Annotated in this window: 14 protein-coding genes and 1 riboswitch; of the genes, 13 read left to right on the forward strand and 1 reads right to left on the reverse strand. The window is 47.0% G+C overall.

All coding sequences use genetic code 11. The features are described from left to right. Positions 1–47: 47 nt before the first annotated feature. Positions 48–233, reverse strand: coding sequence for a 2-hydroxymuconate tautomerase (locus tag FQV26_RS03690; RefSeq protein ID WP_038704761.1), 186 nt, complete (start codon positions 231–233; stop codon positions 48–50). 61 nt (positions 234–294) lie between these two features. Between FQV26_RS03690 and FQV26_RS03695 the strand changes: the two genes are divergently transcribed. From FQV26_RS03695 to FQV26_RS03755, 13 genes are all read left to right on the forward strand, one after another. Beyond that, positions 295–813, forward strand: a complete 519-nt coding sequence (locus FQV26_RS03695) for a YwhD family protein (protein WP_146556017.1) — start codon at positions 295–297, stop codon at positions 811–813. 428 nt (positions 814–1,241) lie between these two features. Continuing rightward, positions 1,242–2,075 carry a spermidine synthase gene (gene speE, locus FQV26_RS03700; RefSeq protein WP_065525486.1) on the forward strand — a complete coding sequence of 278 codons (834 nt, stop codon included), beginning with the start codon at positions 1,242–1,244 and terminating at the stop codon, positions 2,073–2,075. Positions 2,076–2,078: 3 nt separating this feature from the next. Further along, positions 2,079–2,951 carry an agmatinase gene (gene speB / locus FQV26_RS03705; protein WP_146556018.1) on the forward strand — a complete coding sequence of 291 codons (873 nt, stop codon included), beginning with the start codon at positions 2,079–2,081 and terminating at the stop codon, positions 2,949–2,951. Positions 2,952–3,387: 436 nt separating this feature from the next. Further along, positions 3,388–3,885: an antibiotic biosynthesis monooxygenase family protein gene (locus tag FQV26_RS03710; protein ID WP_146556019.1), complete on the forward strand. Its 498-nt coding sequence runs from the start codon at positions 3,388–3,390 to the stop codon at positions 3,883–3,885. A gap of 304 nt (positions 3,886–4,189) precedes the next feature. Then, positions 4,190–5,413 (forward strand): cation:proton antiporter, encoded by a 1,224-nt coding sequence (locus FQV26_RS03715; RefSeq protein ID WP_146556020.1) that lies wholly within the window; start codon positions 4,190–4,192, stop codon positions 5,411–5,413. 221 nt (positions 5,414–5,634) lie between these two features. Next, entirely contained in the window at positions 5,635–6,042 is a 408-nt protein-coding gene (locus tag FQV26_RS03720; RefSeq protein ID WP_146556021.1) for a YwiB family protein, read from the forward strand. Further along, on the forward strand, positions 6,042–7,703 hold the full coding sequence (gene argS / locus FQV26_RS03725) for an arginine--tRNA ligase (protein ID WP_146556022.1): 1,662 nt from the start codon (positions 6,042–6,044) through the stop codon (positions 7,701–7,703). The genes FQV26_RS03720 and argS overlap by 1 nt, the downstream gene beginning before the upstream one ends. Positions 7,704–7,749: 46 nt before the next feature. Then, positions 7,750–7,936: riboswitch (cobalamin riboswitch) on the forward strand. A 195-nt stretch (positions 7,937–8,131) separates the two neighbouring features. Then, positions 8,132–9,109 carry an ABC transporter substrate-binding protein gene (locus tag FQV26_RS03730; RefSeq protein ID WP_146556023.1) on the forward strand — a complete coding sequence of 326 codons (978 nt, stop codon included), beginning with the start codon at positions 8,132–8,134 and terminating at the stop codon, positions 9,107–9,109. Positions 9,110–9,116: 7 nt separating this feature from the next. Next, the gene (locus FQV26_RS03735) at positions 9,117–10,094 is read left to right on the forward strand and encodes a FecCD family ABC transporter permease (protein ID WP_397431002.1); all 978 of its coding nucleotides are present in this window, start codon (positions 9,117–9,119) and stop codon (positions 10,092–10,094) included. 2 nt (positions 10,095–10,096) lie between these two features. Beyond that, positions 10,097–11,563, forward strand: coding sequence for an adenosylcobinamide amidohydrolase (locus FQV26_RS03740; RefSeq protein ID WP_146556025.1), 1,467 nt, complete (start codon positions 10,097–10,099; stop codon positions 11,561–11,563). After that, the gene (gene cbiB / locus FQV26_RS03745) at positions 11,560–12,513 is read left to right on the forward strand and encodes an adenosylcobinamide-phosphate synthase CbiB (RefSeq protein WP_146557756.1); all 954 of its coding nucleotides are present in this window, start codon (positions 11,560–11,562) and stop codon (positions 12,511–12,513) included. The genes FQV26_RS03740 and cbiB overlap by 4 nt, the downstream gene beginning before the upstream one ends. After that, positions 12,500–13,579 (forward strand): pyridoxal phosphate-dependent aminotransferase, encoded by a 1,080-nt coding sequence (locus tag FQV26_RS03750; RefSeq protein ID WP_146556026.1) that lies wholly within the window; start codon positions 12,500–12,502, stop codon positions 13,577–13,579. The genes cbiB and FQV26_RS03750 overlap by 14 nt, the downstream gene beginning before the upstream one ends. Continuing rightward, positions 13,561–14,109, forward strand: a complete 549-nt coding sequence (locus FQV26_RS03755; RefSeq protein ID WP_146556027.1) for a bifunctional adenosylcobinamide kinase/adenosylcobinamide-phosphate guanylyltransferase — start codon at positions 13,561–13,563, stop codon at positions 14,107–14,109. The genes FQV26_RS03750 and FQV26_RS03755 overlap by 19 nt, the downstream gene beginning before the upstream one ends. Position 14,110: the final 1 nt, after the last annotated feature.

Below are 14,110 nucleotides of genomic sequence, written 5' to 3' on the forward strand. Positions count from 1 at the left end.
GGTGGAAATGTAAAAAACTCCCACTACGGGAGTTTTTGAGTAGTTTTTTACTGATCTGAAAAAAGTTTGCCTTTTGTTCCATAATCGGTTTTCTTCATGTCTTCGATAAAGACGGTGACATTTTCGATTGGTGCGCCTGTTGTTTCAGAAACAGCTTCGGATACCTTCTCGACAAGTGCACGTTTTTGGTCTTCTGTGCGGCCTTCAAGCATTTTTACAGTGACGTATGGCATAATGGATACAGCTCCTTTTCTTCAGAATACTATCATCATAGCAGAACGGAGGATTCAGACAATGGCGAACGAAGAAAAACCAAAACAAAAAGTAGGCTTTACTATTATAAAAAATGACCCGACCGGCGGCCATAAAGGCTATGGCATCGGTTCTTTGTCTTTGGAGAACGTCTCTCCACTGTTTATCGACGTGGCGGAGCAAGAAGCATTTATTGATATCGGTGCGATGCACGCCCGCAGTGAAGTAGAGCGCGGCATCAAGTTCACCACCAACCGGGAGGATTCAGCTGGCGGAAAAGATTATTGGCTTGTTTGGATCACCATTGATTTTAATCCAGAGGGTCCTTATTACGCAGGCGTAGCAGCGTGCGAAATGGTCGTTAACCGTGAAAAGCGCCGTGGCTACAAAATTCTGGCCGATCATGTCAACCGCATGGACAAATCGATGAAACGCAAAATCCTTGTCGACCATATGGATGAACCATCGAAAAAGGTTTTAGCCGAGTACTTGGAGACGCATAATCCAGAAATGTGGCAGCGCAGTGCTGAACAGCTGCATCAGGATCTTGGACGGAAGTAAGAAAATCCGCTTGGCCAATAAAGAAGGACTTTGTCAAAGCGAAATAAGTATCAAAATGCAGTTTTTTGAACAGAATGTGACATTTCAATTTGCTCCCAACGGATGGTTGAAGTTGTCTATAAAAGGCAGTACACTAGAACTATAGCTTTTCAATAGAAAGCTAGGACACCTGACAGCGAGCAAGTGCCGTGAGCCATTGCGATCAAACCCAAGCCCAATGCCTCATGTCTCTTTCTCCGCTCCATCAGGCTTTAAAAAGGTTTTCTGTGAAGGGAAAAAGATTCCCTGTACAGGAAACCTTTTTATTTGAGTGTAGCGGCACTTCCAGCGGGTAAAGAGGAAGAGGAAAAAAATATTGCACTTTTATTGAAAACACTTATACTTTTTTAAGTGGATTTGATTCAGAATGAAAAGGAGTTTGATTATAGATGGCAGGATTTTGGTATACAGAAAAACAGACAGAGAATTTCGGGATTACAATGAAGATTAACAAGACGCTTCACACGGAACAAACAGATTTTCAATATTTGGAAATGGCGGAAACAGCAGAATGGGGCAATATGCTGTTTTTGGACGGCATGGTCATGACTTCTGAAAAAGACGAATTCGTTTATCATGAAATGGTTGCGCACGTTCCATTGTTTACGCATCCAAACCCGGAAAACGTGCTGGTTGTCGGCGGCGGCGATGGCGGCGTCATCCGTGAAATCCTAAAGCACCCATCCGTCAAAAAAGCGACGCTTGTCGACATTGATGGAAAAGTGATTGAGTACTCGAAGAAATTCCTGCCAAGCATCGCTTCAGGCTTGGAAGATTCACGTGTGGAAGTGATTGTCGGCGACGGTTTCATGCACATTGCAGAATCTGACAACGAATTTGATGTCATCATGGTGGATTCCACTGAACCGGTTGGACCGGCAGTGAACTTATTCTCAAAAGGCTTCTATGCAGGCATTTCGAAAGCCTTGAAAGAAGATGGTATTTTTGTTGCTCAATCCGATAACCCATGGTTTAAAGCGGATTTGATCAAGCAGGTACAAAGCGATGTTAAAGAGATTTTCCCAATCACGAACTTGTACTTGGCGAATATCCCTACTTACCCAAGCGGCCTATGGGCATTCACGATCGGCTCAAAAAAATACAACCCGCTGGAAGTTCCGGCTGAGCGTTTCCACGAAATCGACACGAAATACTACACGCCTGAGCTGCATAACGCTGCTTTCGTATTGCCGAAATTCGTGAAAGACCTGACAGGAGAATAAGCGATGAGATTTGACGAGACTTACTCAGGAAAAGTATTCATCAAAAGCCATCCGAATTATGAAGAATCAAAAGCCGTTCTTTACGGTATGCCAATGGACTGGACAGTCAGCTACCGTCCGGGATCCCGTTTTGGCCCAAATAAAATTCGTGAAGTCTCCATCGGGCTTGAAGAATATAGCCCGTATCTTGACCGCGAGCTGGAAGACGTAAAGTTTTTTGATGCAGGCGACATTCCATTGCCATTCGGTAATCCGGAAAAAAGCCTGATTGAAATCGAAACTTACGTCCATACGCTTTTGGCTGATAACAAAATCCCTATGGGCATGGGCGGCGAACATTTAGTGTCCTTGCCGGTCATGAAAGCAGTCGCCAGCAAATACGAAGATTTGGCGATCATCCATTTTGATGCACACACGGATCTTCGTGAAAACTACGAAGGTGAGGAGTATTCACACTCGACACCAATCCGTAAGATTGCAGACCATATCGGACCGAAGAACGTGTATTCGTTCGGTATCCGTTCTGGAATGAAAGAAGAATTCGAATGGGCAAAAGAACAAGGCATGCACATTTCTAAATTTGAAGTGCTCGAGCCGTTAAAAGAAATTTTGCCGACACTTGAAGGACGCAATGTCTACGTGACGATCGATATGGACGTATTGGACCCTGCACACGCACCGGGCACGGGGACCGTCGACGCAGGCGGCATCACGTCCCGCGAATTGCTGGCGTCTATCCACGCAATCGCGGCATCAGGCGTCAACGTCGTCGGCTTTGACCTCGTGGAACTTGCGCCTGTCTACGACCATTCCGACCAAACCGCAAACACAGCCAGCAAGCTGATGCGCGAAATGATTTTGGGTTGGGTTAAGTAAAGAAAAGCGGAAACGGCCGTTCAGCTCTGAAAGGCATAAGACGATCTGACGAAGCGGCGTCCTTTGCCGCATAGTCAGGGTGGCTTATGACCCGAGGAGTTGGCCGTTGGAGTCTGGACAATGAAGAAAAGCGGAGGCAGCCATGTAGATTCGACGGGCATAAGACAGACCAGGAGTGTGGCGTACTGTGCCACGCAACTGGGTTGGCTTATGACCCTAGAATCTGGGCGCTGGAGCTGGACAGTAAAGAAAAGCGGAGGCAGCCGTCTAGCCGCGACAAGCGCTGGGCTCTGCTTTAAAGAATAGTATTAATGAAAAACCGGTCTGAGAAACTTTCAGATCGGTTTTTGCGTTTGATGAAGAATGGTCTGAATAGATTCTTTTCATCGGAAACGATAAGATAAAAGGGTAGAAATAGTGGGAAGAGGTGCTGGCAATGGAATTGTATAAATGGACAGGCCACCGCGACCAGGCAATGATGCTGATGGCGAACTTGGCGAATGCGCGACTGATTTATCTAGTGAATGACGAAGAGGCCGTATTGCTTTACGAAGCGGAAGGCGGACCTGGGCTGCAGGGAGCAGAAGCATATAAAGTGCTGAATGCTGTAGGCGACATCAACGATGGCTACTACGCGGTATTCAATAACATTCCGGTGACGGAAGAAGGACGCGAGCTTTTCGAGTCGCGCTTTCAGAACAGAGCGGGAATGGTTGAAAAAGAACCTGGCTTTGCGGCAATCCGCGTACTGCGTCCACTGAATTCGGATACTTATACCATCCTGACGCTATGGCAAGATGAGCAATCGTTCAAAGATTGGCAGGAATCACAAGCTTATGGTCATGCCCACGCGAAGCGTGGCACGGAGGAAGGCATCGACAAGCGTCCAAATATTTTCCCGCGTCCATCTTTTGTGACGATTTATACGAGGTAAGTAAATTTTCATTTTTAAAGTAGAGGGTATCAAAAAATCGTATCTATCAGTTCTATCGGATATTCTCTCTGTCTTAATCTGGCTAGGTTGTTCCAGCTAACAAGCGAAGCTAGCAAGACGACTAATAGGAAATCTGATTTTTATGGGACAAAATAGAGAAATGGACAGTCTCCTTAATTGGAGGCTGTTTTTATTTGGTTATTTATTTAAGTCAAAGGCTAAGACTTTTAGAGGAATGCGTTTACTTATGGCGGGTGGGAGGATATAGATAAAATAAGTAATCAAATAGAAAGGAAAGTGGCTCATGCATGAATTCGATGAAGTATTCATCCAAATACTGGTGTTACTAGCCATTGCAATAGCAGTTGTTGGGATAGCAAGAAAAATTAATCAGCCCGATACAATTGCTCTGGTTTTAGTAGGTCTTTTATTGGGAACCATCACCTTGCCTTTTCCTTTCATTGACCAGGCGGAAGAATTCATTACCCAGTCAGAGGTTTTTCAAGTCATCATCATTTCTTTATTTCTCCCCATCCTACTGGGTGATGCTACGTTAAAACTGCCGTTTCATCATTTGTACAAGCGGAGAGGAACAATTATTGGGCTTGCTTTGGGTGGTACGTTTTTGTCGTTTGTCTTAATCGGTTTCTCGACCCACCTGTTGATCGGTTTGCCCTTGGCAGTGGCTTTTACATTTGCTGCTTTAATGAGTGCAACCGATCCCATCAGTGTATTGTCCATATTTAAAACAGCTGGAGTTTCAGAGAAAATTTCAACGATTATGGAAGGCGAATCTTTATTCAATGATGGAATCGCCATCGTCCTTTTTCAAATATCGTCTGTCTATTTACTGACTTACATTGAAATGGGATGGCTGGGTTTAGGGAGCGGAATTTGGCTGTTTCTTCGTTTTGCTATAGGAGGAATATTAGTTGGAATTATTCTTGGCTTCCTCTTTTCACAAGTTATCCGTTTTTACGATGACTATCCTTTTGAAATCGCCATTTCGGCTTTAATGTTTTTCGGCAGTTATTTCATAGCTGAACATCTTCATGTATCAGGAGTAATCGCTGTAGTGGCAGGCGGCTTCGTCTTTAATGATTACGGCGGCAAAATTGGGATGTCAGAGACAACGAAACGCAATATTAATTCATTTTGGGATGTCATTACACTTATCGCCAATTCACTTATCTTTTTGATTGTCGGTTTGGAAATCCGCAATATCGATTTTTCTGGGCAATGGTCGATTATCTTCTTGGCAATCTTCATCGTTATTGCGGCCAGAGTCATTGCTCTTTTCTTCAGCACAATGCCAGCCAAATCCCTGAATCGTAAAGAACGGATTTTATTGAATTGGGGCGGGTTGAAAGGAAGTTTGTCAATTGCTTTAGCCCTCAGTCTCCCCGCAAATTTCGAGGGGCGTGAAACAATCTTGCTGCTGACTTTTGCTGTTGTCCTTTTTTCCTTACTGATTCAAGGTTTGACCATCAAACCACTGATTAAAAAATTAGGATTGCAGGAAAAATAAAACACAGCCAATCACCTTGAAAATATGAATGAGCATCAACAAGCCGGCCCTAAAAAGTAGGGGCCGGCTTTTAACATGGAGTTGTGTCTTAGTTTGTCTTATTTGAAAGAATAGCCAGCTCAGCCAAAGAACTGTGGCAAACAATAGGGTACTGTATTGAAAAAGCCGGGTGAATCGGGCTATAATGAAAAGGTTATTATTTGACGGGGAGGCGGAGAACCATGCAAAAGACAGTGACGATCAAACTGACGACGACGATCCGCCAACCGGATATGGAAGAGCAAGTGATGGTGCTGCAATCTCACGGGACGTTGACGGAAAAAAACCAGCTGCGCTATCTGCAATATGCGGAACAGCAGGATGATCTTGAAATTCGGACAACGGTTAAAATCCGGGAAGATGAAGCAGTGATTATGAGAAGCGGCGGCCTGCAGATGCGGCTACCTTTTTTATTACATAAAGAACAAACCGGCAATCTGACAAATGAGCAAGGGTCGTTCATGCTGACGACAAAGGCGCATGAGCTGTCGATCAGCGACACACGGTTTATGGTCCGATATGATCTTGCGCTGGGCTCGGATCATGTCGGTGAATATGAAATGGAAATACAGTTTATGGAGGCTAAATGATGAATGCAGTAGAACAAGTTCAACATGCGATTAAAACAGCGTTTACGGCAGCGATTGAAAAGGCGGAATTGACGACCGAGCCGGTTGAAATCCAGCTTGAATCACCAAGAGACAAAACAAATGGCGATTACGCTACAAATATCGCGATGCAATTGACGCGTTTGGCGAAAAAACCGCCCCGTGCAATTGCTGAGGCGATTGTAGCGAACCTTGACAAAGATGCAGCGAATATCCAAACAGTGGATATTGCCGGACCGGGATTCATCAACATCACCATCAAAAAGGATTACTTGCTGGATGTCATCAAAACCGTCCTGGCACAAAACGCTGATTACGGCCGTTCAACAGCGGGCGGCGGAGAACGCATCCAGGTGGAATTTGTATCAGCCAACCCGACAGGCGATTTGCATTTGGGCCATGCCCGCGGATCATCAGTCGGCGATTCGCTGTGCAATGTCTTGGATTTTGCAGGCTATGACGTGTCCCGCGAATACTACATCAACGATGCCGGCAATCAAATCAATAATTTGGCTTTGTCGATCGAAGCACGTTATTTTGAAGCACTCGGTAAAGGAGACAGCATGCCGGAAGATGGCTACCGCGGACAGGACATTAAAGATATCGCTGATGATCTGGTCAAAGAACATGGTGACAAATTTGTCAGCTTGACCCACGAAGAACGCTTTGAAGCATTCCGCCAGCACGGCTTGAAAGTCGAATTGGCCAAACTGCAGCAGGACCTTGCGGATTTCCGCGTAGAATTTGATGTCTGGTATCCGGAATCGTCCCTGTACAAGAACGGCAAAATCGATGACGCAATAGCGAAACTGCGCGCGAACGGGCATGTCTATGAAGAAGACGGAGCGACTTGGTTCCGTTCTACAACATTCGGTGACGACAAAGATCGCGTGCTCATTAAAAACGATGGCACTTACACATACTTAATGCCGGACATTGCCTACCATGAAGACAAATTACAGCGTGGCTTTGAAAAGCTCATCAACGTCTGGGGTGCCGACCATCACGGTTACATTCCGCGTATGAAAGCAGCAATCGAAGCACTCGGCTACGACCGTGAAACGCTTGAAGTCAGCATTATCCAAATGGTGCAATTGTACAAAGACGGCGAAAAGATGAAGATGAGCAAACGTACGGGTAAAGCCGTAACGATGCGCGAACTGGTTGAATTGGTCGGCTTGGATGCCGTGCGTTATTTCTTCGCAATGCGTTCAGGCGATACTCATATGGACTTTGATTTGGATTTGGCGGTTTCTCAGTCTAATGAAAACCCAGTTTATTACTCCCAATACGCTCATGCCCGCATCTCTTCAATTCTGCGCCAGGCACAAGAGCAAGGTTTGATGGCTTCAGAGGAATCGTTGAACTTATTGACTTCTGAAAAAGAAATCGATGTCCTGAAGAAAATCGGAGATTTCCCGCAGATGATCGCCGATGCAGCCAAGCAGCGCGCGCCTCATAGAGTAACTACTTACATCCATGAGTTGGCATCTCATTTCCATAGCTTCTATAATGCCAATAAAGTATTGGATGCATCGAATCCTGAATTGACTGGAGCCCGTCTGGCATTGATTACGGCAGTGAAAACGACTTTGGCGAACGCATTGAAAACAGTCGGCGTCGCAGCTCCAGAAAAAATGTAAGAGACAGCTATTCGATTATGTGTATAATGGAGACAAGAAACAGAACTTGATAGCAATTCATAAAGGTGCTTATGTCTAAGAACATGAGTTAAAAGGGAAGCCGGTTCAACTCCGGCGCGGTCCCGCCACTGTATGTGAGAGGAATCTGCGAAATGCCACTGAAGCAACGCTTTGGGAAGGTGCAGATAACGATAATCACAAGCCAGGAGACCTGCCTTTATGACAACACACCCACACGCCTGCGAGGAAAGGCTGGATGCGCATGCTTTTTTATGTCGTCCTTCCAATCCCTCGCAGAATGCTGCGGGGGATTTATTTTATGGAAAGAAAGCGAAGCGATTGTGTAGAGCCGACGGACATAAATGGTCCGGCGAAGTGGCGTTTTTTCATTCGTTTTGAATGGTACAACCAACAAGGGGGATTACTCGATGAAAAAGTTTTGGAAATTTGGAGCAACAGCCGGATTGGCCGCGGTTTTAATGGCAGGATGCGGAGATACAGCAACACCGGTGGAAGAAGAGGGTGTTGAAACGCCGGCGGAACCGCCGACAGAAGTAGCGGAAGTGGAATTTCCGGTGACTTTGAACGATGCAGTCGGAGAAGAAGTTGTCATTGAAGAAGAACCGGAAGCCATCGTCTCGATGCTGCCATCAAATACAGAAATCGCTTATGAATTAGGACTCGGAGACAAAATGGTTGGCGTCTCGGATTTTGACAATTATCCGGAAGAAGCAGCAGAAGTTGAAAAAATCGGTGGACAGGAATTCAATGTAGAGAAAATCATCAGCCTTCAGCCAGACTTGGTGCTGGCGCATGAATCTGGACTGGGTGTCGGAGAGGCAGGCTTACAGCAGCTGCGTGATGCGGGCCTTGATGTGTTCGTCGTCAACAATGCGGCAAGTTTCGAAGAAGTCTATGATTCCATCACTGTAGTTGGACAAGCAACAGGCACAATGGAAGAAGCGGAAAAAATCATTTCGGAAATGGAAGTCCAAGTGGCTGAAATCGAGGAATTGGCAAGTACGATCGAAGAGCCGAAGACCGTCTTTCTGGAAGTCGGCAGCCAGCCGGATATCTATACAACAGGAAGCGGAACGTTCATGGATGAGATGCTGACGCTCATCAATGCTGAAAACGTAGCCGGCGATTTGGAAGGCTGGGTCATCATGGACCCGGAAGCCATTGTTGAGGCTAATCCCGATGTCATTATCACCACTGAAGGCGCTTATGTCGAAAACGCTGTAGAACAAATTAAATCACGCAGTGGTTTTGCAGAAGTAACAGCTGTCCAAGAAGATGCTGTCTATAACCTGGATTCAGATATGCTCACCCGTTCAGGTCCACGTTTGTCGGAAGGGCTGATGGAAATGGCGCAGGCTGTTTATCCTGAGGTTTTCAGTGAGTAAGAATCTTTTGGCATACAGTGTCTCGCTGCTGATTTTAGCAGGCGCTGTATTGCTTGGGGTGACGGTTGGAACGGTGTCCATTTCACCGGTCGTGCTGTGGAATCCATCATCGGATGAAGCGGCGGCCAATATTTTATGGAATATCCGCATGCCACGTGTAATTTTGGCTGGGCTTGTCGGTGCGGCACTGGCTATTGCCGGTGCTGCTTTCCAAGGGCTTCTGAAGAATCCATTGGCTGATCCATACACCCTGGGAGTGTCTTCCGGTGCCTCAGTCGGCGCCGTGATGACACTCTTTTTTGGTATATCAATCCCGTTTCTTGGACCATTCACCTTGCCGGTTATGAGCATGATCGGTGCGTTGCTGACCATGATTGCGGTCATGAGTTTCGCAAAACTGGTGGATCGTTCCATGAAAATGGAAACTGTCATTTTGACAGGCATCATTTTCAGTTCGTTTCTCGGTTCCATCATCTCCTTGATGATTGCCTTGACAGGAGAAGAGCTGCGCCAAATCATCGGTTGGCTGCTCGGCAGTGTGTCGATGCGCGGATGGCCATACGTACGGATGGCCTTGCCATTTGTATTAATTGGATCTTTCGTATTGTGGTTGAAGCGCCGTGAACTGAACGCGATGCTGTTCGGCGAAGAACGTGCGCAGCATCTGGGAGTGGATGTCAGAAGGAGCAAAATGGTTATTTTGATTGGCGGCTCCGTACTGACGGGAGCAGCTGTTTCGGTTTCCGGGACGATCGGCTTTGTCGGTTTGGTGGTTCCGCACATGACCCGGTTGCTATGGGGATCGGACCATCGCCACGTGCTTCCTTTATCATTCATTAACGGTGCGGCTCTTTTAATCGTCTGTGATTTGGTATCGCGAACCATCATTTCACCGACAGAATTGCCAATTGGGGTCATTACTGCGTTTATCGGTGCGCCGGTATTTGCATTCATCTTTTTCCGACAGCGCAAAGGAGGGGCTTAATTATGCTTGAAATCATCGGACTTACAGGCGGCTATGGCGATAAGAACATCGTAAAAGACGTCTCGTTTACAGTCAATAAAGGCTCGATTCTCGGTATTTTGGGACCGAATGGCAGCGGCAAATCGACTTTAATGAAATTGATCAGCGGAGTACTGCCGGCTGCAGCTGGCGAAGTCAATATAGATGGCGTATCGATTGCCGATTTTCCTCAAAAAGAACTGGCCAGAAAAATGGCGGTTCTGCCTCAATTGCATGCCCATGCTTTTGCCCATACGGTTCGGGAAACAATATCACTTGGCCGATATCCGCATCAAAGCGGTTGGTTTTCTTCCTGGTCGCAAGAAGACGAACATGCAGTCGTAGAAGCGATGCGTTTAATGAATATAAGCCAATATGAAGATACTCAGATTGACCGGATGTCAGGCGGTGAACAGCAGCGTGTCTTTGTGGCACAAGCCCTCGCACAGAATGCCGGCATTTTGCTATTAGATGAGCCCACCAACCACCTGGATATCAATCACCAGAAAGAATTGCTGGATACCATTAAAAAGCAGGCTATTGAGAAAGAATTGACGATTGTCTCCATTTTTCACGACATCAACTTGGCCTCTATGTATTGCGATCAATTGCTGCTGCTCGACCAGGGACAGATCGTTCGGACCGGGGAACCGCATGAAGTCGTTCGGGAAGAAGATATCGAGGCGGTCTACAATACACGCGTCAGCAATCATCCGCATCCGGAATTGCCAAAGCCCCAAATCACTTTATTGCCCGGTGTTAAACGCAAGTCCGCCATCAACAGCATCCGTGCGGAAGAATTTCGAATTTCCAATGATATGGTGCTGTACCAAAGTCCGATTCCGTTAAAGACTGTTTCTTCAGCGGTCGTCAATGCAGGATCAGGGTGGTTCCGCAACTTTATGAATCGTCATGTGGATGCTTTTTACAACATCAGCAATAGTGTCGAAGAGATGTCCGAGTTTATCGAACAAAGGGGATTGAAGACGACAGATACCGTTGGGATGATGACAGCAGTCCAAACACAAGATGCAATTGTCAAAGAGTACGAAGGTCCGTTTGGATCAGTGGTGATTGCTGTGACTGCCGGTGTTGGCAATGGCGTGGATGTCTCAAAAGCGGTTGAACGCTCGCTGCGTGTCGGCACCATCAACACGTGGATCATGGTCAACGGCATCTTGTCGGATGAAGCCTTTATCCAGGCGATGATTACCGCGACAGAAGCCAAGACAAAAGCTCTTCAGCAGGAACAGGTCAAAGATCCACTGACCGGCACAATTGCAACGGGAACGTCTACAGACAGCTGTCTGGTAGCGGCAACCCAGCAAGGGGAGCTGCTTCCTTATGCAGGACCGATTACTGAACTTGGAAAATTGATCGGCGTCGGTGTTTTTGAATGCACTGTCGAAGCACTCAAATTATACGAGCTGGCGAAAGCGAAGAGTTTATAATGTCCCATCTCATCGCAATAGCTCTTGGCTTGGCCATCGACCGCCTCATCGGAGACCCACCGAATTGGCCGCATCCGGTTCGCTGGATCGGTACGGCGATACAAAGACTGGCCGTTCGCTGGAATCGGGGGCCGAACGCTTTCCGAAATGGCTTTTTGCTGCTTGGAACGGTGGCATTAACAGTTTTTTTGATTGTTTACTCGATTGTTTTTCTGGCTTATTCGTTGAATAATTACATTGGAATTTTGGTGGAGGCGCTGTTGATTGCATCCGGTTTGGCTCAGAAAAGCTTAAAAGAGGCTGCAGTGGACGTCTATAAACCGCTCATAGCTAAAAACATGGATTTGGCGCGCGAAAAATTGTCATGGATTGTCGGCAGGGATACAGATGGATTAGATGAAAGTGAAATTACGCGAGGTGTTGTCGAAACAGTTTCAGAAAATACCAGTGATGGCGTGACAGCACCGCTGTTCTGGGCGTTTCTGTTCGGGGCACCGGGCTTATGGTTTTATAAATCTGTTAATACACTCGATTCGATGGTGGGCTATCGAAACGAGGAATTTGAACAATTTGGCTATGCGTCAGCAAAAGCGGATGATGTTTTGAACTTTATTCCGAGCCGGCTGACCGGTTTATTGATTTTGGTGATGACGAAAAACAAACGGTCATTGACCATGCGTCAGCGTTTTGCAGAATGGCTGCGGGATGCGCCGAAGCACCCAAGTCCGAACAGTGGCTGGCTGGAAGCTGCTACCGCCGTGCAATTGGGCATTCAATTGGGCGGCCTGAACCGTTACCGCGGTGTAGCGTCCCAACGAGCACGCATGGGGACACCGGTTTATCCGTTAGAAGCGCACCACATTCAAGAAGCTGTAAAACATATGCAAGCGGTTACCATCGGCTTTTTTATTTTATTTGCATTGGGAGGAATTTTGTTTGGACTTGCCTAATCATGGAGCCAATCCTCAGCGTTTATACAAACAGGCAGGAATCAGTCTGCCGCAACAGATTCTGGATTTTAGTGAAAATGTCCACCCTTTAGGGCCGCCGTCATTTTTGGCGGAACGCTGGCCGGAAATGTTGGAATTAGTCGGTTCGTACCCCGATCCGGACGGTGAGCCATTCCGGACAGCAGCTGCAAAATTCCATGAAGTTGAACCTAGCCAAGTGGCTGCGGGAAACGGAGCTGCTGAAGTCTTCACTTGGCTCGCCAGAAGGTACCGCAGCCAGCGGGTTGTGCTGGTGGAACCGGCCTTTTCTGAGTACCGCCAGACACTGGAAGCGGAAAATGTTCAAATTAGAGCGATTCAGCTAAAGGCCGAAAATAATTGGCATTTACCCATTCAGAATGTGCGGTCCGCAATTCCAGGCTGTGCAGCCTTGTATATCTGCAATCCTCACAATCCCACAGGTGTTCTGCTCGATATAAAAACTTTGCGTGAAATAGCAGGTGCTTGTCTGGAAAACAAGTGCGAACTGGTGCTTGATGAAGCTTTTATTGATTTTATTGGAGAACTGGCTTCTTTTATGCCGTTTCTAAAAAATTTTCCGAATGTCATTATCGTTCGTTCAATGACTAAAATGTACGCCATACCCGGCTTGCGCCTTGGTTATGCAGTTAGCCAAGCCGCAATGATAGAGCAATTAAAACAAGGGGCGGCACATTGGAACGTCAATGCACTGTCTGCTGCAATCGGTGCAGACTGCCTGTGGGCATCGGCTTACCGCGGCCAGGTAATTAGAGCCGCCGCCGAACAACGCCGGAAAATGCAGCAGTTTTTGGCCGAAAAGAATTGCACAACAAGCAATTCCGAAGCCAATTTCCTGACATTTCAGCTGCCGGATCCTGGCATGTCGGACAAGTTCTTTAGAGACCTTCTGAAAGCAGGGATTGTCTTGCGGCATACCGAATCTTTTCGTGGAATGGATGGAAAGTGGTTCCGGATCGGCATGAAATCAGCAGAAAGCATGGAAAAACTGCGGGAGGCGATTGCAGGATGGCTCGAGGCCAATTAGTATTCATCAGCGGCGGCGTCCGCAGCGGCAAAAGTGCCTATGCGGAATCTCTTGTGCGGACATTCGCCCGCAACCGGAAAATTTACTTGGCAAGCGGACAGCCACACGATGAGGAAATGAAAGAACGTATTGAACGCCACCGGCAAGATCGTTGGCAAGACGGCTGGCTGACAATTGAACAAGCTTACCGTATGGAGAATGTGTTGGAGAAGCTGCATTCAGGAGACCTTGTGCTATGGGATTGTGTGACCACTTGGCTCGCTAATGAACTTTATGAAGGTTGGGAGACCGGCAAGATGTGTGCCGATATTCCAGGATGCATGGAACAAAAATGGACCGGATTGCAGGAGACGGTTCTGCAGATGCTGGAAACAGTGGATCTGCTGACGGTCGTCTCGAACGAAGTGCTGGACGACTTCGTGCGCGACGAACTTTACCAAAGTTGGCTCGGACGCATCCACTTATGGCTTGTGAAGCAGGCTGACCAGGCAATCGAAATGGAAAACGGCATGGCATTCAGAAGGAAGTGAA

It is taken from the genome of Planococcus sp. CPCC 101016 (assembly GCF_007859295.1).
Classification (GTDB): Bacteria; Bacillota; Bacilli; order Bacillales_A; family Planococcaceae; genus Planococcus.

Excerpts from the sequence above, each read along its gene's own strand:
- FQV26_RS03690 (WP_038704761.1), bottom strand. The coding sequence starts at position 233 with ATGCCATACGTCACTGTAAAAATGCTTGAAGGCCGCACAGAAGACCAA.
- FQV26_RS03695 (WP_146556017.1), top strand. The coding sequence starts at position 295 with ATGGCGAACGAAGAAAAACCAAAACAAAAAGTAGGCTTTACTATTATA.
- speE (WP_065525486.1), top strand. The coding sequence starts at position 1,242 with ATGGCAGGATTTTGGTATACAGAAAAACAGACAGAGAATTTCGGGATT.
- speB (WP_146556018.1), top strand. The coding sequence starts at position 2,079 with ATGAGATTTGACGAGACTTACTCAGGAAAAGTATTCATCAAAAGCCAT.
- FQV26_RS03710 (WP_146556019.1), top strand. The coding sequence starts at position 3,388 with ATGGAATTGTATAAATGGACAGGCCACCGCGACCAGGCAATGATGCTG.
- FQV26_RS03715 (WP_146556020.1), top strand. The coding sequence starts at position 4,190 with ATGCATGAATTCGATGAAGTATTCATCCAAATACTGGTGTTACTAGCC.
- FQV26_RS03720 (WP_146556021.1), top strand. The coding sequence starts at position 5,635 with ATGCAAAAGACAGTGACGATCAAACTGACGACGACGATCCGCCAACCG.
- argS (WP_146556022.1), top strand. The coding sequence starts at position 6,042 with ATGAATGCAGTAGAACAAGTTCAACATGCGATTAAAACAGCGTTTACG.
- FQV26_RS03730 (WP_146556023.1), top strand. The coding sequence starts at position 8,132 with ATGAAAAAGTTTTGGAAATTTGGAGCAACAGCCGGATTGGCCGCGGTT.
- FQV26_RS03740 (WP_146556025.1), top strand. The coding sequence starts at position 10,097 with ATGCTTGAAATCATCGGACTTACAGGCGGCTATGGCGATAAGAACATC.
- FQV26_RS03755 (WP_146556027.1), top strand. The coding sequence starts at position 13,561 with ATGGCTCGAGGCCAATTAGTATTCATCAGCGGCGGCGTCCGCAGCGGC.